The sequence below is a fragment of the Sediminibacillus dalangtanensis genome (assembly GCF_017792025.1).
Classification (GTDB): Bacteria; Bacillota; Bacilli; order Bacillales; family Amphibacillaceae; genus Sediminibacillus; species Sediminibacillus dalangtanensis.
The window spans coordinates 3542298-3565945 of the sequence record NZ_CP046956.1 but is presented as its reverse complement, the minus strand read 5'-3'; the positions used below and the strand labels follow the sequence as shown (position 1 = coordinate 3565945).

The window sequence follows — 23648 nt, the reverse complement described above, 5'->3', positions numbered from 1 at the left end:
AATTGTTGAACAACAGTCGCCATTTTATTAATAGATAGTTTAGTAAAAAAGTTATTCGAAGGGGTTTAATATGAAGTATATATTGTTAATAGGCTCCTATTTGTTGGCTTTTGCAATAAATCTAATGCCGTCAATCAAACATCCTGATTCAAGCATCAACATATTCAACTCAGTTGTAACGATACTATTTATGGTCTTGTTACTAATGTACGCTAAAAAAGGAAGTAAGCTAGTAAAGGTATTCTCCATATTCGGGGCACTATCAGGAGTGATTGTATTTGTCATCACAACATTTGAGCACGCTATGATTGGTAATGGTATTTTAGATGTAATAGCATCCATACAGTATCCCTTTTTTCTCCTCTTTATTACACCTTTATTTGGCGTTAATATACTATTCGGCCTGAGTTATGGGTTATACGCATTGTTCATGTCATTGTTTTATGGAATGATAGTCGGTTTAACCGTTTATTCTAAAAAGAACGAAGATCAGGTCGTTTAAGAAAAATACTAACTGAGGTTTCTGAAAGAAGGAAATGACTTTGTTTCTACATAGGAGGCGTTCTATATGGACAAAAAGACAAAATTGATTATTGGGCTAATTGGTAGTCTTATTATATGTTTTTTTGGGGTGTATCGATTAGTGCTTGAAACGCCATCTCCTGTTGACTCATTGATCATCCCCATAGCATTTTCCGTTACAGGCTTTATAGGGTTTGTCGGAAATTTAATTGAATTGAAATAGCTAAATAGCAGTCGTTCCTAAACATAAACGGATGCATTAGGTAAGCGTTTAGACAGCAATACGAAGGAGCGGTTATTTTGATGGCAATAAAAGAGTTTGTATCAAGTTTTTTACTTATTGTCAGTTGGTTTATATTTGCTATAAGTGCGTATTTACTTTATTGGACAATCATTATGCCTTTACTAGCAATCATTCCTTTACTTATTGCCTTAAGTTGCGGTTTTCTATGTTTCTACTGTTCAAGAAAGCTGGATGATAGGAATAAGAAGAACTAATTATTCCATTACCATTGCATCCCCAATCTTGGTATAATAGCCGTTTTTAAAATACAGAAAAAATGCACTTGCAAAGATAGCAGTTATCATCTCATTGTGGAGTGGGCCATTTATAGCTTTTGTCCCGACGAGGCCCCAGATAGGTAATCCGCCAAACGGATAAATGTAAACGCTTTCAAAATTATACGCTTTTCTACTGAAGCTACAATGGCTGAAAAAGGGGCTGTCGAATAGGGACAGCTTTTTTAATTGAACGATGTACGATACGGCTATCCTTTTATGAAGAAGCGGGTAATTTAATCCAAGCGTTTCCATCTCTCATTGTGAATTTTTTGAAAATTGATTACAATGGACTATAGGGATGTAACATAATGGGGGATGGGAAGGAAGTTGCTTGTGAAACTAATAAAATTCCTTGGCTATTATATACTTGGCTTGTTTGGCATCGTGGCGTTGAGTTCCGCTCCGAGCTTGCTTCAGGGTAATGGCCTTGTCGATGTGGGATTATATGCAGAAAACACATGGAAACTGGCCAGAGAAATAGTACAGCCTGAAAATTGGGTATACCAATTCAGACAAGAACAGTTGAACGTTTTTGCTTTTTTGTGGGATCCTTACTTTTATTCCATGCGCATTCTCGGTGCCGCACTATTGCTTGGTTTTGGTCTGGCACTGATCCTGGCACTGCTAACCCAGCTGCTGCCCAAAATGCTTATTCGTGTAGTAAAACGAATCTTAGTACTCTTAGAAGCAATACCCGATTTAATGGTGGCTTTTTTGCTGCAAATGTTTATCGTTTATATCTTCAAGCAGACAGGAGTTCACCTGATGAAGTTCGTTACCCTTGGAGACGAACGGATTTACATAGCACCAATCACTGTGTTGGCAGTTTTGCCGATGATTTCTCTTTTCCGCGTTATTTTGTTGCTGATGGAGGAAGAATTGACCAAGGATTATGTGGATTTTGCACTCAGCAAAGGGATCAGGCACAATGCCATCATCGCTGTTCATGTGCTACGGAATATATTGAAGAGTACTTTCTATCATTCAAAGATCATTTTATGGGGCACTTTGTCCAGTTTATTTGTAATCGAATATATATTCAATATTCGTGGACTGTTCAGTTTCGTGATGGAAGATTTCCGTCCGATGGTGATTGCGGCTGCTTTGATCATGGTATTTACGCCGTTTTATATCCTTTACCAGGGTATCGAGATTTTCACCGAGAAAACAGCATTGCAAATGAATGATAAAAAGTTCATCCACACCTTTTCCAAGCCCACTAGCCTCTCGTGGAAACAACGACTCGGGGATTATGTAAAGGGTATTGCCGCTCATTTCAGAAATAAGAGGTTCCTGGTCGGTTTTGCCGTTATTTTTGCTATATTGGCTGTCAGTGTCATACACACTGTCATCCATGAAGAACCGGTGCAAAATTTCACGTTGATTTATGATGAGGATGGAAATCTGCTCAGCAGCAAGCCGCATCCGCCATCGAAGTATGTCCTGTTGGGGACAGACCAGAACGGATACAGCATCCTCGATCAGTTGTTGACCGGAGCCAAATATACGATTCTTTTTGCCGGTGCTATTGCGCTGTTAAGAATGGTACTTGGTTTTTTACTGGCAGTTCCTTATGCATTGTTCATCAAAGAGCGGTGGAAACGCAGAATAGAGCGGTTTGTCGATAGTTTTCATTTCCTGCCTTTGAGTGTGATTGCCGTGATTTTACTTGCTCCCGTATTGACTGGTACCACTTCCGGTTTTGAATACTCGTTTACAGAACGGATTTTAGTCGAAGCCGGGGTACTGACCTTGCTGGTTGTTCCGTTGACGACCGTGTTGATCGGGAATGAAATCCGTTTGATCACTAGGACCGAATATATAGACGGTGCACGTGTTTTAGGCGGGAATTCCAACCACATATTGTTCCGCCATATTATGCCCCATCTTCATTCCAAACTGGGGATTATCTTCGGGCAGCAGTTTATACAGGTCCTGTTGATTCTTATTCATCTCGGTTTGTTCAATATATTTCTTGGTGGCACTAGTATCATGCTGAATGAATCCTATAAAGCGTGGCCATATTCGGTGACCTTTGAGTGGTCGGGAATTATCAGTGGTTCGCGTAATGCGTTTATGAGTGGACATGAATGGATTGTTGTTCCTGTTTTTGTGGCGTTTATTGTATTGATACTCGCCATGCAGTTGATCATAGAAGGCATTCAGGAAGTGCAGCAGAGGCGGGTAGGGGTGCGTATAGAGAAGCAGCGCTGGTTCGGTGCCCGGCATAAACTGCAGCCTCCAGGGAAATCATTTGAAAGAGAGCCGTCCCCAGAACAGTTCGGCTTCGTCGGGCAGGAAAACATCGGACGAAGTGAAAATCATGGCTAAAAAACAAACCAGCGGAATTCCTTTTCGGAGTTCCGCGGGCTGTTATTATTGGCATTAATTTTCCTTCATAATCAGGACTATTCGTCACTCAGTCGTTTTCCGCCAACGGCATAATCGCTTTTGCTCATTTCTTCAATAAAGACGGCGACTTTGTCTTTGGAAGCGCCGGTAGTTTCAACGACGGCTTCTGTCACTTTTTCCACGAGTGCTTTCTTCTGTTCATCGTTTCTGCCTTCCAGCATTTTTACTGTTACATATGGCATGGTTCTGTACCTCCTCTGTAAAAAAATCAAGTTAATTAATTCGCGTTAACAAGGGAAAATACCTGCTGTCTGTAAATACTCCAAAGATGAAATTGGATTTTTCCCTATGCTACAATGAAAACAGCATATCATAGAAAGAAACAGGCTGCGAATCTGGAGCAGATGAAATAGAAGGAGGAGCTAAAAATGAGTGAAGAGCAACCTTCCCAAAAGAAAAAGAATCAATTCACCATCATGAAAGATGATTCCACCGACGGTCATGGTGGGTATGGTGTTGGCTCGATCAGTTTAGAAAACATTTCGCCGGTGATCATCGATCCAGCTGAAGACCGAGCGTTTGTCGATATGGGAGCCATGCACGCCCGCAGTGAAGTTGAGCGGCGGGTTAAATTTTTGCCGGATAAAGAGGCGGTTCCGAATGGCAAGCTGTATTGGATTGTCTGGGTAACCGTCGAAAAAAAAGACTCCGGTTCTTATTACCATGGAGTGGCAGGTAGCGAAATACGTGTGGACCGATCAATCAAGCGTGCCTATAAATCAATGCCGGAACATGTGAACCATATGGATAAATCCATGAAAGGCCAAGTGATTGTCGACCATATGGATGAGCACTCGAAAAAACTGCTGGGCGATTTTCTTCGTGATTTCAACAAAGAAATGTGGGAAAACTCCGCTGATGAGTTGAAACAGGCCCTTCCTGAGTAATGGTTGTGCCAAAAGAAATCGTGAACACTTTGTGACCGAATTGTGAATAATGATTGAATATCTTGAGGTTTTGCGAATAAGTTTGTAAAATATGTATCACATGGTAAAACTGTGTACTAGGACAAAGAAAAAGGCCGGAATCCGTTCCGGCCTTTTTCTTATGCTAATTAAAACCCTCACTCTACACCAAGTAAAGTATTTTCCTTCGTGATGAAGAAATGAGTGGTTCTCGCTACGGGAATACACTACGCTTTCCGCGGGCGGCTGGTGAGCCTCCTCGAGCTCCGCTCTGGATCCCTTTCCTCCCGCTGGAGTCTCCGTGTATTTCTTTCGCTGATAACTGCTATCCATTTCAAAGTAAAGTGTCATAACCTTTTGTTTTGTCTGAAACGATAGAGAGTTAGTAAATATACAAAGAACCCCAGTATGGTTCGAAATTATAGGAGAAATGCCTTTACTACTGAAGAGACTGAGAATGGGTACACGGAAAGCGAAGGGTCTCGTTAAATTACCCAATCTTGTTAAGGCCCGGAAGAGCGTAGTTTAGCTTCTGGACAGCCATTTAAACCAACGCTTCCAGCCGCTGTCCTGTTCCCCGTCCTCTTCTTCCGGCAATTGCTCCTGATTCTCATTTGTTTCATCATGATGAAGCGAACAGTAACTGGTCGGCTCTGTCCCTTTGGCAAAATACATTAACCGGTGTTGGTCACAATAAGGAGTGGCCAATTCGCCAGAAACAGGATCAACATAAGCCCCAACCACCCCGTCCGGTACCGGGAAAGCATGAAACGGCAGGTCGGCATGGGCCTTTTCCATGAATCCCGCCCAGATGGATTTAGCTGCTTGCAAATCATTGGTATTTTCCACTGGTTTGTTTTCATCGAAGCCAGTCCATACACTTGTAACAAGGTCGGGGCTAAATCCCACCATCCAGTTATCTGTCTTGGTTGTCCCTGACTTGCCGGAATAGGAGCGGGTTAATCCGTCGGCAATCGATGCACCGGTTACCCGCATATATCCGTTAAGCGATTCATCGAACATGCCGGTCATCAAATCGGTCAGGATAAACGTGCTTACCGGATCCAATACAGGAGAGGAATCCTGTTTTTCCCGTGCATATAGGACTTTGCCGTGTGAATCGGTCACTTTTTTGATAGTGAAAGGTTCTACTGACTTGCCTCCATTGGCAAGCATGCCGTATGCGGCAGCCATTTCATTGACGGTGACCGCTCCTGTTCCCAGCGCTAATGATGGTACTGCCTCAAAATCCTCTTCAATCCCGAATTTTTTGGCTGTTTCTACTAGTTCCTTCGGGCCCAAGAAAAGGTTCGTTTTTACTGCATAAACGTTATCCGATAACGCTAACGCCTGAGCCAACGTAATCGGTTCATTGGCATAGTAACCGTTGTAATTACTTGGCTGGTAGACCGTTCCGTCTTCCAGTTCAAAACTAGTCGGTTTACTGAGCAGGGAGGTTACGGGAGTATAACCATTTTCCAAGGCTGCATAATACAAAAACGGTTTAAAAGAGGAACCTGGCATTCGCTTAGCCTGGGTGACACGATTGTACTGGCTGTCGGCATAGTTCCTGCCTCCCACCATTGCCTTGACAGCACCGTTTTTCGGGTTCTGGGCTACAGCCCCGACCTGAAGCTCAGAGGAATCGCTGATTGACTTGTTGACGGCTTCCTCCATTTGCTGCTGTTGTTCAAGGTTGAGCGTGGTATATACTTGGTATCCGCCGGAACGGATGGCCTCTGCGTCCATGTCCAGTATGTCCTGCAGTTCCGCCAGTACTGTATCGAGGAAATAAGGTGCCGTTTTGTTCTCTGCTTCGTCAGCGTGTTCAGTCAATTGGATTGTTTGCCTGGCTGCAAGGTACTGCTCGTCCTCCGATATAAGACCGGACTGTTCCAATGAACCCAAGATTTGCTCCTGCCGATTCTTCGCATTGTCCAAGTGTCGATATGGCGAGTAATAGGAAGGTCCTTTCGGGATTCCTGTCAGCAATGCTGCTTCGGCTAAATCAAGCTGCTTGGCGGATTTGTCAAAGAAATACCTGCTGGCTGCTTCTACACCATATGCGCCATGGCCGTAATAAATCGTATTGAGGTAGCCTTCGAGGATTTCTTTTTTATCATAGAACATTTCCAGACGAATCGCATAAAAGGCTTCCTTCAGCTTTCGAGCCCAGGTTTTTTCATGGGATAAGTACAAATTTCTTGCCAACTGCTGTGTAATGGTGCTTGCTCCCTGTACCTTGGATAATGCCTGTAAATCATTCCAGGCTGCTGAAAGGATGCGTTTTACATCCAGACCGTGGTGGGAGTAAAACCGTTTATCTTCTGTAGTTAATGCAGCTTTTATCAGCATGGGGGACATTTCATCCAGACTGACCCAATACCTGCTCTCCGGACCATGTTCTTCACCGATGACTTTTTCCTCATCACTGTAATAGATGGTATTCCCTCCCTTGCTCAGAGGAGGCGGGCCGAGCACCAGCGCCGTGGAATAAATGGCCACAACAGCCAGTACAACGGCCGATCCTGCCAGCAGAACCGAAAGGATCACCCGGCGCAGCGATTTGTTTTCAATTTTTTTAAGTTGTTTTTTTATAAAAGAAATCATGGCGTCCACCTGATTTTCATGAATATAGGAGAAGGTAAATAGATGTAAAGCGTTAACTTTATCAGTATAGGTAGGAAAGCGGAAAAATAAACGTGGCATAACAGTTGATTTTTATTTATGCTTAAGTATAAGATTTTTAATATTGTTGCCTTTTGTTTTGATTTCAAGAGGAACCGGATTTACATAAAATGTTACACGCGATATGTCGCAACGTGAAAGATGATCTTGCGTTTCAAGCAGACCGATCAGGTAAATAACACTAGTAGTGTCGGTGAATGATAAAAGAATTAGGAGGATAAGGCAGCTTGTCCTTCTTCCAAGTTTGCCAACGAAACGAAAAACAGGGCAGATGGGCAAAGAAGTCCAAGAAGACTCATGAGCCCTTGGCAAAGTGGGAAAGTGCGGACTTAAGATTTTTTCAAGAAGAAAAGGAGAATGAGCATGGAATTATGGTACACAGAAAAACAAACTAAAGATTTTGGGATTACAGCAAAAATCAAGCGCACCCTCCATTCTGAACAAACGGATTTTCAAAAGCTTGATATATTGGAAACGGAAGAATGGGGAAATATGCTAGTGCTGGACGGCATGGTGATGACCACGCAAAAAGATGAGTTTGTCTATCATGAAATGGTTGCTCACGTCCCATTATTCACTCATCCGAATCCAAAGCATGTTTTGGTCGTCGGAGGAGGAGATGGCGGAGTGATCCGTGAAGTACTGAAGCATGAACAGGTAGAATCTGCGACACTTGTGGAGATAGATGGAAAAGTGATTGAATACTCCAAACAGTATTTACCTGAAATTGCCGGGGATTTAGAAGATCTGCGAGTGGAAGTCAAGGTTGCGGATGGTTTTATGCATATAGCCGAAAGTGAGCGGGCATACGATGTGATTATGGTCGATTCTACAGAACCGGTAGGACCGGCAGTTAACTTATTTACGAGAGGCTTTTATGATGGAATCGCCAAAGCGCTGAAGGACGACGGCATTTTTGTCGCCCAGACGGACAACCCGTGGTTCAAAGCAGATTTGATCAAACAGGTATATCGCGATGTACAAGAGATCTTTCCTGTCACTCGTCTTTATACAGCAAACATCCCGACGTATCCGAGCGGTTTGTGGACATTCATGATCGGCAGTAAAATCCATGATCCGTTAAAAGTAAAAGAAGAGCGCTTTAAGGAAATCGAGACGAAATACTATACCAAGGAACTTCATTATGCATCGTTTGCATTGCCGAAGTTTGTGAAGGATTTGACGGAATAAAGGGGGAGATAGGATGCGATTTGATGAAGCATATTCAGGAAAGGTTTTTATTATGTCACGGCAGGATGCGGAAGAAGCAGAGGCAATCATTTATGGGATGCCGATGGATTGGACGGTCAGCTTCCGTCCGGGTTCACGGTTTGGACCTAACCGTATAAGAGAAGCATCGCTTGGTCTGGAAGAATATAGTCCATATATGGACAAGCACCTGGAAGAAGTGAATTTTTTTGATGCTGGAGATATTCCGCTGCCATTCGGAAATCCTCAACGCAGCCTTGACATGATCTATGACTATGCCAAAAAGCTGTTGGAAAAACAGAAATTCCCATTAGGACTGGGTGGAGAGCACCTGGTCTCTTGGCCGATTATTCAGGCCGTCTATGAAAAGCATCCCGACATAGCGGTACTTCACATCGACGCCCATGCCGATTTACGCGAGGAGTACGAAGGAGAGTCGCTGTCCCATTCGACACCGATCAGAAAGACGTGTGAATTGATCGGACCGGAAAATGTTTACTCCTTTGGTATTCGCTCCGGCATGCGTGAAGAGTTCCAATATGCAGAAACAAGCGGGATGCATATGGCGAAGTTTTCGGTCGTGGAGCCGTTGAAACGGGTATTGCCTGAGCTTGTCGGAAGAAAGGTCTATGTAACGATAGACATCGACGTGCTCGATCCGGCGTATGCACCTGGGACCGGGACTGCTGAAGCCGGCGGAATTTCCTCCAAGGAATTGCTGGAGGCCATTCAATTGATCGCCGATGCGGACCTCGAAGTGATAGGTGCGGACCTGGTGGAAGTTGCTCCGGTATATGATCCGACCGAACAGACGGTGATTGCTGCCAGTAAGTTTGTAAGGGAAATATTGCTTGGATGGGTACAAAAGTAATCTCTGTTGGGCTGTTTTTCGACAGTGTTCTGCAATTTTTGGAAATTAGAGGATAAATATGACAAAATAGTTTGAAAATATGGTATAATAGAAAATAAATTGTCGCTATTTGTAGAATAAGGGATGGAAAGGGGTAGCCATGAAAAACATTGAAGAAAAAAAGATGAAGCCTGTTGACAGTGAGACCGAAAGCTTGACAAGGAATCAGTTTTTTTTACAGGAAGGGGAGCTTCCCCTTTTTCATGTTTTTCAATCATTTTCTGCTTCTGAGAATGTAAACACAGCGATCGACGTAACCCGCAGCTATTGCCTGAAGGCAAAGGCAGATACCAATCAGCGAGTTGGCATGGAATTCCTTTACGCTTATGGTTTTTTGGATGATCTCGAGCAGCTCATCGAAAAAAATCTGGAATCCGGGAATCCAGTGAATCGTCAATGGGGACAGTTGTACAAGATTATCCATCTTCGCAGAAAAAGAAAGCTAAAAACGGATGAATATCTGAGCTTGTTGAACAAGCTTGAAGCTGACAGTGTCGAAATGGAATCCCTTCATATGTTTTTGCGGGTATATGCCCATTTCGAACGGAAAGAATTTGGAAGACTGAGTGGCTATTTGGACGGGTTGCTGGAAAACATCCACAAAATCGGGGATCCGATGCTTCGCGAATTGTTTTCGGTGAGGATGGATGAAATGCTGCTGACTTTCCATTGGAAACGCAATGAAATGATTATTGCCAGAAAACACGGTTTTCGAATTTTGCAGAATACCCACTGTCCGCGCAAAAAAATTGATATCCACAACACGATGGCGCTGGGCTATTTGTTCGACAGCTATCACCAGGCAATGGAACACGCCCTCGAAGCTAAGCGACTGGCCAATATGACCGAAGACTTAACCGCTATACAGGGGATCAACAATTATACCATTCCTTTTATTGCAGCCTTTCATGGCAGAACAGCGGGCATTTCGACGCCGATTGAGTCTGAAGCGGCTCATCTCGCTCTGGCTCGCGGAGACATCCCGACTTGTATCAGCATCTTGAACAGCTTCGATAGTTTGACCCCTTTTCAGCAATACTACTTAGGAAAAGCTACCCGTGATGTTGAAATGTTGGAAATTTCTTACCGCCGCTTTATAAGCGAGCGGAGTGATCACTTCTTTGCCAGGCTGCCGTTATTGGAAATGAATAAATTGAACGCTGTACATTGACGCTGCCTTGAGCAGCGTTTTTTTCTGCGTTATCCTGGCTTGATACTATGTCCTTGCTTGAATTTTCGCCCATTTTTTTAAACACGCCAGTCGGCTGACTTTCTTTATCTATGTAAGCGATCGTCTTCCCTTTACATTGCGGATGGACTGGTTGATTTGGGATTGCTTAACAATTGACATACAATGGGACTTGAGTTTTTTCACATTCATTCTTATAATTAGTTATTTAGGAATGTCTATCGAAAAACCCGCTTGAAGGGGTGTGGAAAGTTGACAGCAGACAAAACAGCCGTAGACATAAAGTTAACGACCGAAATTTTTGACTTAGGTCAAAAAGATGTCACCGTTGTGGAAGAAACGGGCAGTTATATACGAAAAGGGGATACCGCTGTCCTGACCTTTACCGAGCACCAAGAGCAGGGGGAGGATATCCAAGCCTTGATTACCATACAGCCGGAAAAGGTCAGTGTGAAACGGACAGGCGCTGTGCATATGCACCAAGTTTTCCGAAAAAAACAAAAGACCGAAAATGTTTATCGGCATGAATTTGGTACGATGCACATGGAAACACACACAGACCAAATAATTTTTAAAGCGCTGCAAGAGGAAAAGCATGGTGAATTGTTTATCAGTTATACAACCAAGATGAATGGGGAAGGGAAGCGAAGGCACCGTTTGACCTTGGGCTTTCACCAGGCGCGTTGAACCATTGTGAATGTCGTTGTTATGGAAGAAATACCGTAAATGAGGAATCGTAACAGTTAAACATCCAGGAACTGTCCAATGGACCGGAATCTTTGGAAACATATATATTGCGAAGGATAGATACAGGCTTGGCTGCTTCGAGAGCGGACTGCCTGTCTTAATCCAACTAGGAGGAGGCGTCTCGATGAATATCATGCAGCAAACAGAAGAAAAACTAAAAGAAGAAATCGGCCGCACTGTGGTAGATGCAGGTCTGGCTAAGCAGGATGAACTGCCGGTCGTAGTACTGGAGCAGCCGAAGGACAAAAACCATGGCGACTATGCTACCAATATTGCCATGCAGCTGGCTAAAATTGCCAAAATGCCGCCGCGACAGATTGCCGAGAAAATTGTGGAACAGTTCGATCGCACGAAAGCTTCCATCAAACAAATGGACATAGCCGGTCCGGGGTTCATCAACTTCTTTATGGACAACCAATACTTAACAGAATTAGTCCCTTCAATTTTGAAGGCGGGAGAAGCGTATGGGAGTTCACAGATAGGCAAAGGTCAGAAAGTCCAGATTGAGTTTGTTTCGGCCAACCCGACAGGGGATCTTCATTTAGGGCATGCTCGTGGTGCTGCGGTTGGTGATTCACTGGCCAATGTCCTGGAAAAGGCCGGTTATCAAGTAGCACGAGAATATTATATCAACGATGCCGGAAACCAAATCAATAATTTGGCGGTCTCCGTTGAAGCGCGTTACATGCAGGCGCTTGGTAAAGAGTGGGAGATGCCGGAGGATGGCTATCACGGCAAAGATATCATCGAACTGGGCAAACAGCTCGCAGAGGAACATGGCGACAAATGGAGTCATTCACCAGCAGAGGAGCGTCTCCACTATTTCCGGGAATACGGTCTTCAATATGAGTTGAAAAAGTTGGAAGGTGACTTGTCTCAATTCCGTGTTCCATTTGATAATTGGTTTTCGGAAACGTCTCTCTATCAGGATGAACAAATCGATCAAGCGTTGGAAACGTTGAAGGATAAAGGTCATATATACGAGCAGGATGGAGCGACTTGGTTCCGGACGACTGATTTCGGAGATGACAAGGATCGCGTCCTGATCAAACAGGATGGCAGCTATACGTATTTAACTCCGGATATCGCTTACCATAAAAATAAATTGGACCGCGGATTCGATACATTGATCAACATCTGGGGTGCCGATCATCACGGCTACATTCCTCGGATGAGAGCGGCAATCCAGGCGCTTGGCTATGAAAAGGATAAACTGGAAGTGGAAATTATCCAGATGGTCAACCTGTTCCAAAACGGGGAGCGGGTCAAGATGAGTAAACGTACGGGAAAAGCCGTTACATTAAGAGAATTAATGGAAGAAGTCGGCATTGATGCGATGCGGTATTTCTTCGTGATGCGCTCAAGTGATTCGCACTTGGACTTTGACATGGATTTGGCTCGCTCGCAATCCAATGAAAACCCGGTATTCTACGTGCAGTACGCCCATGCAAGGATTTGCACGATGCTCAAGCAGGCAGAAGAAAAGGGCTTTACAGTCAGCAAAGATATCGATGGAACCTTGCTCGCGACCGAAAAAGAAGAAGAACTGCTGAAGCGGCTGGGCGAATTCACTTCTGCTATCGAAGAAGCCGCAGTGAAACGCACGCCGCACCGCGTGACGCAGTATATTTTCGATTTGGCTTCTACGTTGCACAGCTTCTACAATGCGGAGAAGGTATTGGACACGGATCAGCCAGAACGGACCAAGGCCCGACTGGCGTTGATGGAAGCGGTCCGCGTCACCATCGCCAACGGTCTTGCCTTGATCGGAGTAAGAGCTCCTGAACGGATGTAAGGACAAAAGCGCAAGCGCCAGTTTAAAGGAGTACAGGCTAGAGCCGCCACGTCCTGTGGCAACACCTGCATGAACCCACATTGTTTGGGCCTCTGACAAGCTTAAGAACAGCCTCGGCGTGGCGCTTGTTGCCACACAGAGGGTGGGCTTAAGACCTCGAGGGGGTAGGCGCTGGAGCTGGACGTGGCTGTTTCAGCCAATAGTTATCCACAGACAGTTAAATTTATCATTTCCTATACAACAAGAAAAGCAGATAGCCGCCACGCTAGCCACTTAATTTGCAGGGCTAGAACGGAACGAAAGAGGCCGGGACAAAATCATGGCCACTAAAGTACAAACCGAACGAATTCTAACTGCCAATCAAATTCGTTCGGTTTGTATTTGTATATTCTCGTTTTATCCTGTTGTTTGTTGCGTGCTTCGAATCGCTACGGCAAGATACTACGCGTTCAACGGGCACGGCTTCAACTTCCTCCGAAAGCACCAACCGCTTTCTTGCGGGATTTTCAGCTCGAGCTGTTCTCGTAGGAGTCTCCGTATATTGCCTTCGCTATGTTTACGTGGTCTGATTTCCATATGATCAAGACAAGATGGATCGTTCTCTTCTATTGGTTGATAGGTATCTAAACAGGGAAGAGGACGAAAGTCTTGGGGGTTCCTTTTTTCTTTATAGCATATTAATGATAAAGAAGTACTCCTGGTTTCCATGCGTTTTCGCTTTCTACCGTAACGGCAATAAGCAAAACGAAAAATACACCAGAAGAGGAAGTATCTCCTTCAACGGAGGCAAGGTACGCAGACTCCAGCGGGATGAGCGCGAGCTGAAGATCCACTTGGCAAAGCAGTATGCTTTGCCAAGTTAGCTGAAGCCGTGCCCGCGGAAAGCGAAGTACCTTGCCGGAGTGGAAAGTTGCACTTTTTATAGGGTAAAACGATTTGCTTTTTGCTCATCAAAAAACCGAAAGAATGGTGGATCGTTCGGTTTTCATTTTGGTCACGATGCTTTTGTACCAGTCTCTTTTTACTTGAAGAGTTTTTTAAGAAAAAGCTTAGGGAAGTGATAAGCAAGAAGAAAATAGAAGGAGTGGAGAAAATTATTTATCTATCCATTGCTGTTAAGTTGGTAGTTGGGCTTATAGGAATCGTGATTGTCACCCGCTTTCTTGGGAAAAAGGAGATGTCCCAGGTTACTCCACTCGATTTTGTCTATGCTTTGATTCTCGGTGGAATTATCGAGGATGGCTTATATGAACAGCAAACTTCGTTAGGACAGATGATGTTCGCCTTATTTATTTGGGGAGCAATAGTTTATCTTATCGAGAGCAGTACTCAAAAGTTTGATAACTGGCGCAATGTCATCAAGGGCAAACCTACCATTTTAATCGAAAAAGGAAAAATCAACATTAAACAACTCAAAAAAGCCAAACTGGAAATTGAACAATTGCGCACTTTGCTCCGGATGGAGGGGATTTTTTCATTGAAAGAAGTTGCGTATGCCGTATTGGAAAACAGTGGGACAGTAAGTGTATTGCAAAAAGCAGGCGAAAAACCGCTCGCGAAACAAGATTATCTGCAGGATTTCCAGAAGAGTGATATAACCTTCCTCCTGGTTGAAGAAGGGGATATCAATGATAGTACGCTGAATGACATCGGCAAAAGTGAAGAGTGGCTGCGACAGCAGCTCCGTAAAGAAGGATACGAATTGGAACAAGTATATTATGGAGAATGGAGCAGAACAGACGGATTCGTCATTCAAAGCTATGATGAATAAATAAATGGACTCATTCTGAATAATTTGTTGCTGTTGCTTGACGCTGTTCATATAAACTACTCAATACCTTTTAGTGAAATACTTGTCACCTTACATAGAAGGGATGTAGTCCAGCGCTGCGGAAATACCTTTCGCTTTCCGCGGGCGGCTGGTGAGCTTCCTCGAGCTAACGCTCTGCGGGATCTCACCGAGGCCTTTGCTCCCGCTGGAGTCTGCAGGTATTTCCTCCGCTGGTAGGGGGGGTTCTGAATTTGGATTAGGAATACCACACGTTAGACAAGTTTTAGTACTTCTTCACCCTTAATCAGAAATCCACCTTAAGCGGCGGAAAATGCGACACTCCTGGGGGAAGAGCAGCTTCCGAAGACCCCGCAGGGAGTGCACTTTTCTCACGAGGAGGCTGAGGTGCTGCCCCCGGAAAGGGAGTGTTTTCAGCCGCGCTGGATATACACGCCACTTCATTAGACCGAGTGAGAGCCTTATAAAAAGAGAATCTTCATTAATGCGCAGTTTCTATCGATTCCGACATTGCATGACGGTAAAAAGACTGGCCGGTAATTTTTTGCGGCCAGTCTTTTTTACGGTTCATCCTGATGATGGGGAGGTGTTCGTTTTAAGTAAAAGGCGTGGATGATCTTCAATAATGGACGGATTAACAGCTGGGCACTTCCCAGAATGAACAATACCGTCCCGATTGTCTGCGTCTGTTTCCAGAGAAAGAAGATACTGCCGATAAAAAACCAGAGACCGAGGGCAATATCATTCGTTAAAGATATCAAACGATACTTTTTGTTAAAGAACAGTTGGAACCTGCCCATCTGAATATCGACATAGTCCTTTTCATCCTTTATCTTCGGCATACTGCTTCACCTCTCTTTATTCGATTATTTATCTTTACCCTCTAAAAGCCTTGATTAAAAATAGCAGGAATTTCCTGCTCCCCATTCCAAAAAAAATTTGTTTGAAAGGTTTAACCAATGGGTGGATAGTGGAACTAGTAGTAATGTAAGAGATAATCATTAACTTTAAGGAAAGGAGTTTTACAGCATGGCTAAGAATGATAACAACAATAGAAAGATGTCAGTAGAGGAAGCAGGTCAAAAAGGCGGACAAACTACTTCCAAAAACCATGACCGCGAATTCTATGAAGAGATTGGTCAAAAAGGCGGCGAAACTACTTCGCAAAATCATGACCAAGAATTCTATGAAGAGATCGGTCAAAAAGGTGGCGAAACCACTTCCAAGACACATGATCGTGAATTCTATGAAGAAATAGGCCAAAAAGGCGGCGAAACTACTTCACAAAATCACGACGAAGAATTCTATGAAGAAATTGGCCAAAAAGGCGGTAACGCTACTTCCAGAAACCATGACGAAGAATTTTATGAAGAAATTGGTCAAAAAGGCGGCGAACGCCGTGGCCAACAGCGAAAAAACAATAACAACAATTCTTAATAGGCGGTTAAGGATTTGGTTTTCGCGTAAAGGAGAGGAAGAAATACGTTTCTTCCTCTCTTTTTTATGTACACAAATCCATGAAGGAGGAAAGGAACGAGAATCAGATAAAAAAAGACGTTCATCCCATTCTAGTACCTCCACTGGAACAAAGGAATCCTGCCAATTATTTCGGGAGTGAAGCAAAAGGCGGTTCAAGGTTGAGGCATCCCCATTTTCGGTGATAAAAGGGAGCAGCACCATGGTATCCATTATATGCTATGAAAACAGCCTTTGGATCAACGGCTCGGCATAGTGAAATAATTTAAAACCCAAATAGATGCCGATGATTCCTATTACACCCGCAAGAGCCGGCGGAGCGGGTATGGGCAGCTTTCCCCAAGCAAAAATAAAACCGACGACCAAGCCGGTTAACAGGGATAGAATAACTTCCTTCATAGTAGTTCTCCCTTCTTCTATTTCCCACTAGTTTTTAACGAGTTTACCAAAGTATGCATTTTCGCCTTAAAACGATCTTAAAATGTGGAAAAATTCGCATATTCATATTGACTGAATGTTCATTCATAATATAAAGTAGATATATAAGCATTTTGTGCAGAGGAGGAAACGATTCTGGAAAACGAATCGGATTGATCCGTAACAACTGTCACATCAACAGATCATTACGACAAGGTGGGGGGATGGATAATGGACGGACTACTGTTGCTTAATTGGATTTTATTTTTAGCTGTTACTGGTTATGGTATATACTTATTCGTTCGGGTAGTCAGGACGAGGATTGCTTATATCAAAATGGGGAAAAAATTTGAATTCGACGGGGAAATCAAACAGCGGTTGAACCGTGTCTGGATCAACGTCTTTGGTCAGAAAAAACTGTTGAAGGATAAAAAGTCGGGCGCCATCCATGTGATGATGTTTTATGGCTTCCTTCTGGTTCAATTCGGGGCGATCGATTTCATTGTCAAAGGTTTGGTTCCAGGCGCACACTTGCCTTTAGGACCGCTTTACCCAGGATTTACTTTTTTTCAAGAGCTGGTCACCTTGATGATCCTCGTCGCGGTGGTTTGGGCATTTTACAGACGGTATATTGAAAAACTCGTCCGGTTGAAGCGGGGATTTAAAGCAGGTCTGGTGCTGCTGTTTATCGGTACGCTAATGCTGTCTGTCTTGATCGGAAATGGCATGGGAATGGTCTGGCACGGGCATGAAACCGCTTGGACAGAGCCTGTTGCGTCCTTAATTGCAAACGCTTTCTCTTGGCTTTCTCCTACTGCTGCGGCTGCCGTGTTTTTTGTTGCCTGGTGGGTTCATCTGTTGGCACTGCTCAGCTTTCTCGTCTATGTGCCACAATCGAAACACGCTCATCTCCTGGCGGCTCCTGCCAATGTTTTTTTAAGCAGGCAGACACCCCCAGGTAAACTGAAAAAATTGGACTTTGAAGTGGATGATGAGGTCGACGAAGAAGAGGTTTCCTTCGGAGTCAGTAAGATCGAAGACTTTAACCAGCTGCAGCTGATCGATCTATATGCATGTGTCGAATGCGGACGCTGCACCAATGTTTGTCCGGCAACAGGGACTGGGAAGATGCTGTCGCCGATGGACTTGATTGTCAAACTTCGCGATCATCTGACCGAAAAAGGTGCTGCTGTCACCGGCCAATCGCCATGGGTTCCTAGTTATGCTTTTGCCAATACGGAAGGAAACCAGCTGGCCCAAATGGCCAGAAATGCAGGGGCTGCAAAGGACGAAGTTGCCGCAGGATTGGAGTCTGTGAACAATACCAGCTTAATTGGTGATGTGATAACGGAAGAAGAACTTTGGGCATGTACCACATGCAGGAATTGTGAGGACCAGTGTCCGGTCATGAATGAACACGTTGATAAAATCATCGATTTGCGCCGTTACCTTGTGTTAACGGAAGGAAGGATGGACCAGGATGCCCAGCGGGCGATGATGAATATCGAACGACAGGGAAACCCGTGGGGATTATCGAAAAAAGAACGGGAGAATTGGCGCGATCTTGATCAGGATGTTTCAATTCCGACAGTGAAAGAATTGAAAAAAGCCGGTGAGGAATTTGAGTATCTATTCTGGGTCAGTTCGATGGGCTCTTATGACAACCGCAGTCAAAAAATTGCCATGGCCTTCGCCAAACTGATGAATGAAGCCGGCGTGAAATTCGCCATCCTGGGGAACAAAGAAGCCAACTCCGGCGATACAGCCCGCCGGATCGGAAACGAATTTCTTTTCCAGGAGCTTGCTGAGAAAAACATTAAAGAATTTCAAAAGCACAACGTACAAAAGATCGTCACCATCGATCCACACGCCTATAACATCTTTAAGAATGAATATCCTGACTTTGGGTTTGAAGCCGAAGTGTACCACCATACCCAGTTGCTATATGACCTTGTCACCGAAGGACGTTTGAAACCGAGCAGGGAAATCAATGAAACGCTGACCTACCATGATTCCTGTTATTTAGGCAGATACAATGGCGTTTATGATCCTCCGAGGGAAATACTGAAAAGGATTCCCGGCATAAGTCTGGTGGAAATGGATAGGAACAGGGAGAATGGAATGTGCTGTGGAGCCGGAGGCGGGCTGATGTGGACCGAAGATAAAACAGGAAACCGGATAAACGTGACCCGGACAGAACAGGCACTGAAGGTTAATCCGACGATGATTTCGAGTGCATGTCCGTTTTGTTTAACCATGTTGAGCGACGGTACGAAAGCCAAAGAAGTGGATGAAGATATCAGCACGATGGATGTAGCGGAAATCTTGGCATTGTCGGTTTTTGAAAAAAAAGAGGAAAAAACGGCATAAACAGCGAAGTGCTTTACTAGATATAAATGTGTATGAAAAAGTGAAGGTAAGAGCGAATAGGAGAAGGAACTGCTCTGATGAACAGTTCCTTGCCTTTTGCCACTATATTGAGCGAACGTTCAATCGGGACAAATGTAAGCGTTAACAAAAACAAGGGAGGAATAAAACATGACAAAATCGGTGATTGTGGCAGGATCAAGAACGCCTTTTGGCAAACTGGGAGGAGCGCTCAGTACGCTGACTGCAGCGCAATTAGGAGGCAGAGCGATTGCGGCGGCGCTTCAACAAAGCAACCTTGAGCCTAAAAAGGTGGATGAGGTGATCATGGGCACGGTCTTGCAGGGAGGACAGGGACAGCTCCCGTCCCGGCAGGCTGCCAGGGAGGCAGGCATTCCCTGGGAAGTAAAGACAGAAACCATCAATAAGGTATGTGCCTCGGGTATGCGTAGTGTGACGCTAGCTGATCAATTGATCCGGCTTGGCGAGGAAGAAATTATCATCGCTGGCGGGATGGAGAGCATGAGCAATGCCCCATATTTCCTGCCAAATGCCAGAAACGGTTACCGCATGGGTGATCAACAAGTGAAGGATATGATGATTCACGACGGATTGACCTGTTCATTTGCCGGAGTCCATATGGGTAGTTACGGCAACAAGACGGCAGCGGAGCTCGGCATCACCAGGAAGGAACAAGATGAATGGGCGCTGCGCAGCCAGCAGCGGGCAGTCAAAGCAATCGATGAAGGGATTTTTACAGATGAAATCGAACCGGTCGAGGTACCGCGCCGGAAGGGAGAACCGCTTGTGGTAAATCGCGATGAAGCACCGAGAAAAGAGACAACATTGGAAGCACTTGCTTCCTTGCGTCCAGCCTTTGATAAGGATGGAACCATCACAGCGGGAAATGCGCCCGGAGTCAATGATGGGGCCTGTGCCATGCTGATGATGTCGGAAGAAAGGGCTAATGCGGAGGGGCAGGAACCGATGGCTTATGTGCTTGCCCACGAGGAAATAGCAGTCGAGGCGGAAAACTTCCCACAGACCCCCGGCCTGGTGATAAATGCCTTACTGCAGAAAACAGGAAAGTCCTTGGAAGATATCGATTTGTTCGAAGTGAATGAGGCATTTGCCGCCGTATCGCTGGCCAGCAGTGCCATTGCCGATCTGGACTTGGAAAAGGTGAACATTAACGGCGGCGCGGTTGCATTAGGTCATCCGATCGGGGCCAGTGGTGCGCGTATTATTCTGACGCTTATCCATGCATTAAAAAGACAAGGAGGCGGTCTCGGGATTGCCGCCATTTGCAGCGGCGGCGGACAGGGAGATGCGATTTTGCTGGAAGTGCGTTGAATTCGGCATTTCCATAGACGACGATACTACAAGCGAGGGGAGAAATAGCCATGCAAATAAACAAAATAATGGTGGTAGGCGCAGGCCAGATGGGGGCCGGAATTGCTCAGGTTTGTGCGACAGCTGGTCTGGAAGTGCTCCTCCATGACGTTTCAGAAGCGTCCTTGCAAAAAGGAATCACAGGAATCGAAAAGCGGCTTCAGCGGGCAATGGAAAAAGGCAAACTGACCGGGGAAGCAAGACAGGCGGCGATCAACCGGCTGACCCCAAGTTCCACGTTAAAAGATGTCAAAACGTGTGATTTGGTGATTGAAGCAGCCGTGGAAAACATGGAAATCAAAACGAAAATCTTCCGCGATTTGGATGAACAGGCACCAGAACATGCCCTGTTGGCAACCAATACATCATCATTGCCGATAACGGAAATCGCTGCTGCTACAAGCCGGCCGGAAAAGGTGATCGGCATGCATTTCATGAACCCGGTACCAGTAATGAAACTGGTCGAAGTAATCCGCGGCTTGCAGACAAGCGAGGAAACATACCAAGCAGTCAAACAGCTGGCAGTTCAGTTGGAAAAGACACCAGTGGAAGTTAACGACTATCCCGGCTTCGCCGCCAACCGTATATTGATGCCGATGATCAATGAAGCAGTATATGCAGTATACGAAGGGGTTTCCTCTCCGGAAGATATCGATACTGTGATGAAATTGGGGATGAATCATCCAATGGGACCGCTTCAGCTGGCTGATTTCATCGGTCTGGATACATGCCTCTATATCATGGAAGTGCTGCACGAAGGATTAGGTGACAGCAAGTACCGTCCCTGTCCGTTGCTGCGCAAATATGTAAAAGCCGGGTGGCTCGGAAAGAAATCCGGTCGCGGTTTTTACAGCTATCAAGAATAAGCAAAAAGAGGAAGGAGGCGGGCTGAATGGAATTTACGTTTTCCGACGAACAACGAATGATGCGCAAAATGGTTCGGGACTTTGCCGAAAAGGAAGTCGCTCCGGAAATTCAGCGAATGGAAACGGAGGATCGATTTCCGGTTGAAATCGTACGACGGTTGGGAGAGCTCGGACTTATGGGCATTCCCATTCCGGAAGAATATGGAGGCAGTGCGATGGATTACACCTCCTACATTATTGCCCTTCACGAGCTATCCAAGGTCAGTGCGACAGTGGGGGTCATTCTATCGGTCCATACGTCGGTCGGAACCAATCCGATTTTATCCTTCGGCAGCGAAGCACAGAAGCAAAAATATCTGCCCAAACTGGCAAGCGGCCAGTATTTGGGAGCATTTGCGCTGACGGAGCCGAGCGCAGGCTCGGATGCTTCTAATTTAAAAATGACAGCCAAGCCGACGGGAGATGGCTACCTGCTGCAAGGGACAAAAATGTTCATCACCAACGGGGGATATGCCGATACATTTATCGTTTTTGGCAGGACCAGTCAGGAAGGGGGATATAAAGGGGTAAGTGCCTTTATCGTGGAAAAAGACACTCCCGGCCTTCACATTGGAAAAACGGAAAAAAAGATGGGCCTGCACGGTTCCAGCACGGTGCAGCTTAACTTTGAGGATTGCTATCTAACGAAAGAACAGCTGCTGGGAAACGAAGGTGATGGGTTTAAAATCGCCATGGCCAATTTAAATGCGGGACGGATAGGAATCGCTGCTCAATCGCTCGGCATCGCCGAGGCTGCGTTAACCCATTCGGTCGCTTATGCGAAACAGCGTGAACAATTTGGCAGACCGATTGCCGACCAGCAAGGAGTTTCCTTTAAGCTGGCAGATATGGCGACAAAAGTGGAAGCGGCGAAATTGTTGACCTATCAGGCCGCTTTCCTGCGTTCCAAAGACAAACCGTGCGGCAAGGAGGCTTCCATGGCAAAACTGTTTGCATCTAAAGCCGCGGTTCAGGCAGCAATCGAGACGGTGCAAATATTCGGCGGTTATGGTTACACGAAAGACTATCCAGCCGAGAGACTTTTCCGTGACGCCAAAATTTGCGAAATTTACGAAGGTACCAGCGAAATTCAACATATGGTGATCAGCAAGCACCTGCTGCAAGATTGACCAGTCTAAAAGGGGGAGAAGCAATGGATTTTCAATTAACCGATGAACAGGAAATGTTAAGAAAGATGGTGCGGGATTTCGCCAAAAACGAGGTGGAACCGTCTGCAGCTGAACGGGACGAAGAAGAAAGGTTTGACCGGAAGATATTTGATAAAATGGCTGAACTAGGTCTGACGGGGATTCCCTGGCCGGAAAAATACGGCGGAATCGGCTCTGATTTTGTCAGCTATGTCATTGCGGTGGAGGAACTGTCCCGTGTCTGTGCGTCGACCGGCGTGACGCTGTCGGCCCATATCTCTTTGGCAAGCTGGCCGTTATACAAATACGGCTCGGAAAACCAGAAGCAGACCTATCTGGCGGAACTGGCGAGAGGAGAGAAACTTGGCGCGTACGCATTGTCCGAACCCGGAGCCGGCAGTGATGTGGCCTCGATGAAGACGACCGCTCGCCTGGACGGTGACAGCTATGTGTTGAACGGCAGCAAGGTCTGGATCACCAATGGAGGCGTCGCCGATACGTATATCGTTTTTGCCAAAACCGATCAGAATGCCAAGCACCGCGGCATCAGTGCCTTTATTGTCGAAAAAGGCACCCCTGGTTTTACGTATGGGAAAAAAGAAAAGAAGCTGGGGATTCGCTCTTCGCCGACCACCGAGTTGATTTTCGAAAACTGCCGGGTTCCCAAAGAAAACCTACTCGGGGCAGAAGGGCAAGGGTTTAAGATAGCCATGACGACACTGGACGGCGGTCGCAACGGAATCGCGGCACAAGCACTTGGAATTGCGCAAGGAGCACTGGATGCCTCCGTCAGTTATGCGAAAGAGCGGGAGCAGTTCGGGAAACCGATCGCCCAAAATCAGGGGATATCTTTTAAACTCGCAGATATGGCGACCGATATAGAAGCTGCCCGCTTACTAACTTACCAGGCTGCCTGGCTGGAGTCGAACGGACAGCCATACGGCAAAGCATCGGCTATGTCGAAATTGTTTGCCGGCGATGCGGCGATGCGGATTACGACCGAAGCAGTCCAGGTCTATGGAGGTTACGGTTACACGAAGGACTATCCGGTAGAACGGTACATGCGGGACGCCAAAATTACGCAAATCTATGAAGGAACCAATGAAATTCAGCGTCTTGTAATCGGCCGGATGCTGACAAAGGAATAGACACTCTACATTATCTTGGGGGCATATTCATCGAGTAAAGGCATACACCTTGGTGGTGGTGGGGGTTC

The 23648-nt window shown here is 45.5% G+C and carries 20 protein-coding genes; 16 read left to right on the top strand and 4 right to left on the bottom strand.

What is annotated here, in order from left to right:
- Nucleotides 1–124: 124 nt before the first annotated feature.
- The 3 genes from ERJ70_RS17500 (at nucleotide 125) to ERJ70_RS17490 (ending at nucleotide 3414) form a co-directional block, all read left to right on the top strand.
- Nucleotides 125–502, top strand: a complete 378-nt coding sequence (locus ERJ70_RS17500; RefSeq protein ID WP_245208047.1) for a hypothetical protein — start codon at nucleotides 125–127, stop codon at nucleotides 500–502.
- A gap of 66 nt (nucleotides 503–568) precedes the next feature.
- Nucleotides 569–745, top strand: a complete 177-nt coding sequence (locus ERJ70_RS17495; RefSeq protein ID WP_209366033.1) for a hypothetical protein — start codon at nucleotides 569–571, stop codon at nucleotides 743–745.
- Between the two features lie 671 nt (nucleotides 746–1416).
- The gene (locus tag ERJ70_RS17490; protein WP_209366032.1) at nucleotides 1417–3414 is read left to right on the top strand and encodes an ABC transporter permease subunit; all 1998 of its coding nucleotides are present in this window, start codon (nucleotides 1417–1419) and stop codon (nucleotides 3412–3414) included.
- A gap of 77 nt (nucleotides 3415–3491) precedes the next feature.
- Here the strand turns inward: ERJ70_RS17490 and thmT are convergent, their stop codons facing one another.
- On the bottom strand, nucleotides 3492–3677 hold the full coding sequence (gene thmT, locus ERJ70_RS17485) for a 2-hydroxymuconate tautomerase (RefSeq protein ID WP_209366031.1): 186 nt from the start codon (nucleotides 3675–3677) through the stop codon (nucleotides 3492–3494).
- 186 nt (nucleotides 3678–3863) lie between these two features.
- Here thmT and ERJ70_RS17480 point away from each other — a divergent pair, with 186 nt between their 5' ends.
- Nucleotides 3864–4382, top strand: a complete 519-nt coding sequence (locus ERJ70_RS17480) for a YwhD family protein (protein WP_209366030.1) — start codon at nucleotides 3864–3866, stop codon at nucleotides 4380–4382.
- A 543-nt stretch (nucleotides 4383–4925) separates the two neighbouring features.
- On the opposite strand, the gene ERJ70_RS17475 is transcribed toward ERJ70_RS17480, so the two are convergent.
- The gene (locus tag ERJ70_RS17475; RefSeq protein WP_209366029.1) at nucleotides 4926–7010 is read right to left on the bottom strand and encodes a transglycosylase domain-containing protein; all 2085 of its coding nucleotides are present in this window, start codon (nucleotides 7008–7010) and stop codon (nucleotides 4926–4928) included.
- A gap of 441 nt (nucleotides 7011–7451) precedes the next feature.
- Between ERJ70_RS17475 and speE the strand changes: the two genes are divergently transcribed.
- The 6 genes from speE (at nucleotide 7452) to ERJ70_RS17445 (ending at nucleotide 14709) form a co-directional block, all read left to right on the top strand.
- On the top strand, nucleotides 7452–8279 hold the full coding sequence (speE, locus tag ERJ70_RS17470) for a polyamine aminopropyltransferase (RefSeq protein WP_209366028.1): 828 nt from the start codon (nucleotides 7452–7454) through the stop codon (nucleotides 8277–8279).
- Nucleotides 8280–8292: 13 nt separating this feature from the next.
- Nucleotides 8293–9168, top strand: coding sequence for an agmatinase (gene speB / locus ERJ70_RS17465; RefSeq protein WP_209366027.1), 876 nt, complete (start codon nucleotides 8293–8295; stop codon nucleotides 9166–9168).
- A gap of 139 nt (nucleotides 9169–9307) precedes the next feature.
- Nucleotides 9308–10378 carry an AimR family lysis-lysogeny pheromone receptor gene (locus ERJ70_RS17460; protein WP_209366026.1) on the top strand — a complete coding sequence of 357 codons (1071 nt, stop codon included), beginning with the start codon at nucleotides 9308–9310 and terminating at the stop codon, nucleotides 10376–10378.
- Between the two features lie 270 nt (nucleotides 10379–10648).
- Complete coding sequence (locus ERJ70_RS17455) at nucleotides 10649–11083, top strand: YwiB family protein (protein ID WP_209366025.1); 435 nt, start codon at nucleotides 10649–10651, stop codon at nucleotides 11081–11083.
- Between the two features lie 184 nt (nucleotides 11084–11267).
- Nucleotides 11268–12938 (top strand): arginine--tRNA ligase, encoded by a 1671-nt coding sequence (gene argS, locus ERJ70_RS17450; RefSeq protein ID WP_209366024.1) that lies wholly within the window; start codon nucleotides 11268–11270, stop codon nucleotides 12936–12938.
- 1084 nt (nucleotides 12939–14022) lie between these two features.
- The gene (locus ERJ70_RS17445) at nucleotides 14023–14709 is read left to right on the top strand and encodes a DUF421 domain-containing protein (protein WP_209366023.1); all 687 of its coding nucleotides are present in this window, start codon (nucleotides 14023–14025) and stop codon (nucleotides 14707–14709) included.
- 578 nt (nucleotides 14710–15287) lie between these two features.
- On the opposite strand, the gene ERJ70_RS17440 is transcribed toward ERJ70_RS17445, so the two are convergent.
- Nucleotides 15288–15569: a YrhK family protein gene (locus ERJ70_RS17440; protein ID WP_209366022.1), complete on the bottom strand. Its 282-nt coding sequence runs from the start codon at nucleotides 15567–15569 to the stop codon at nucleotides 15288–15290.
- A 187-nt stretch (nucleotides 15570–15756) separates the two neighbouring features.
- Between ERJ70_RS17440 and ERJ70_RS17435 the strand changes: the two genes are divergently transcribed.
- The gene (locus ERJ70_RS17435; RefSeq protein ID WP_209366021.1) at nucleotides 15757–16164 is read left to right on the top strand and encodes a KGG domain-containing protein; all 408 of its coding nucleotides are present in this window, start codon (nucleotides 15757–15759) and stop codon (nucleotides 16162–16164) included.
- 258 nt (nucleotides 16165–16422) lie between these two features.
- On the opposite strand, the gene ERJ70_RS17430 is transcribed toward ERJ70_RS17435, so the two are convergent.
- Entirely contained in the window at nucleotides 16423–16602 is a 180-nt protein-coding gene (locus tag ERJ70_RS17430) for a XapX domain-containing protein (protein ID WP_209366020.1), read from the bottom strand.
- 249 nt (nucleotides 16603–16851) lie between these two features.
- Between ERJ70_RS17430 and ERJ70_RS17425 the strand changes: the two genes are divergently transcribed.
- From ERJ70_RS17425 to ERJ70_RS17405, 5 genes are all read left to right on the top strand, one after another.
- Nucleotides 16852–18990, top strand: a complete 2139-nt coding sequence (locus tag ERJ70_RS17425; protein ID WP_209366019.1) for a (Fe-S)-binding protein — start codon at nucleotides 16852–16854, stop codon at nucleotides 18988–18990.
- Nucleotides 18991–19158: 168 nt separating this feature from the next.
- A complete protein-coding gene (gene mmgA, locus ERJ70_RS17420) occupies nucleotides 19159–20340 on the top strand; it encodes an acetyl-CoA C-acetyltransferase (protein ID WP_209366018.1) in 1182 nt (393 codons plus the stop codon).
- Between the two features lie 50 nt (nucleotides 20341–20390).
- Complete coding sequence (locus tag ERJ70_RS17415) at nucleotides 20391–21245, top strand: 3-hydroxybutyryl-CoA dehydrogenase (RefSeq protein WP_209366017.1); 855 nt, start codon at nucleotides 20391–20393, stop codon at nucleotides 21243–21245.
- Nucleotides 21246–21271: 26 nt separating this feature from the next.
- Nucleotides 21272–22414 carry an acyl-CoA dehydrogenase gene (locus tag ERJ70_RS17410; RefSeq protein WP_209366016.1) on the top strand — a complete coding sequence of 381 codons (1143 nt, stop codon included), beginning with the start codon at nucleotides 21272–21274 and terminating at the stop codon, nucleotides 22412–22414.
- 23 nt (nucleotides 22415–22437) lie between these two features.
- Complete coding sequence (locus ERJ70_RS17405; protein WP_209366015.1) at nucleotides 22438–23580, top strand: acyl-CoA dehydrogenase; 1143 nt, start codon at nucleotides 22438–22440, stop codon at nucleotides 23578–23580.
- The last annotated feature ends 68 nt before the right edge of the window (nucleotides 23581–23648 follow it).

What these genes read in the sequence shown, in the direction of transcription:
- ERJ70_RS17500 (WP_245208047.1), top strand. Translation starts at nt 125, where the DNA reads ATGCCGTCAATCAAACATCCTGATTCAAGCATCAACATATTCAACTCA.
- ERJ70_RS17495 (WP_209366033.1), top strand. Translation starts at nt 569, where the DNA reads ATGGACAAAAAGACAAAATTGATTATTGGGCTAATTGGTAGTCTTATT.
- thmT (WP_209366031.1), bottom strand. Translation starts at nt 3,677, where the DNA reads ATGCCATATGTAACAGTAAAAATGCTGGAAGGCAGAAACGATGAACAG.
- ERJ70_RS17480 (WP_209366030.1), top strand. Translation starts at nt 3,864, where the DNA reads ATGAGTGAAGAGCAACCTTCCCAAAAGAAAAAGAATCAATTCACCATC.
- ERJ70_RS17475 (WP_209366029.1), bottom strand. Translation starts at nt 7,010, where the DNA reads ATGATTTCTTTTATAAAAAAACAACTTAAAAAAATTGAAAACAAATCG.
- speE (WP_209366028.1), top strand. Translation starts at nt 7,452, where the DNA reads ATGGAATTATGGTACACAGAAAAACAAACTAAAGATTTTGGGATTACA.
- speB (WP_209366027.1), top strand. Translation starts at nt 8,293, where the DNA reads ATGCGATTTGATGAAGCATATTCAGGAAAGGTTTTTATTATGTCACGG.
- ERJ70_RS17460 (WP_209366026.1), top strand. Translation starts at nt 9,308, where the DNA reads ATGAAAAACATTGAAGAAAAAAAGATGAAGCCTGTTGACAGTGAGACC.
- argS (WP_209366024.1), top strand. Translation starts at nt 11,268, where the DNA reads ATGAATATCATGCAGCAAACAGAAGAAAAACTAAAAGAAGAAATCGGC.
- ERJ70_RS17440 (WP_209366022.1), bottom strand. Translation starts at nt 15,569, where the DNA reads ATGCCGAAGATAAAGGATGAAAAGGACTATGTCGATATTCAGATGGGC.
- ERJ70_RS17435 (WP_209366021.1), top strand. Translation starts at nt 15,757, where the DNA reads ATGGCTAAGAATGATAACAACAATAGAAAGATGTCAGTAGAGGAAGCA.
- ERJ70_RS17430 (WP_209366020.1), bottom strand. Translation starts at nt 16,602, where the DNA reads ATGAAGGAAGTTATTCTATCCCTGTTAACCGGCTTGGTCGTCGGTTTT.
- ERJ70_RS17425 (WP_209366019.1), top strand. Translation starts at nt 16,852, where the DNA reads ATGGACGGACTACTGTTGCTTAATTGGATTTTATTTTTAGCTGTTACT.
- mmgA (WP_209366018.1), top strand. Translation starts at nt 19,159, where the DNA reads ATGACAAAATCGGTGATTGTGGCAGGATCAAGAACGCCTTTTGGCAAA.
- ERJ70_RS17415 (WP_209366017.1), top strand. Translation starts at nt 20,391, where the DNA reads ATGCAAATAAACAAAATAATGGTGGTAGGCGCAGGCCAGATGGGGGCC.
- ERJ70_RS17410 (WP_209366016.1), top strand. Translation starts at nt 21,272, where the DNA reads ATGGAATTTACGTTTTCCGACGAACAACGAATGATGCGCAAAATGGTT.
- ERJ70_RS17405 (WP_209366015.1), top strand. Translation starts at nt 22,438, where the DNA reads ATGGATTTTCAATTAACCGATGAACAGGAAATGTTAAGAAAGATGGTG.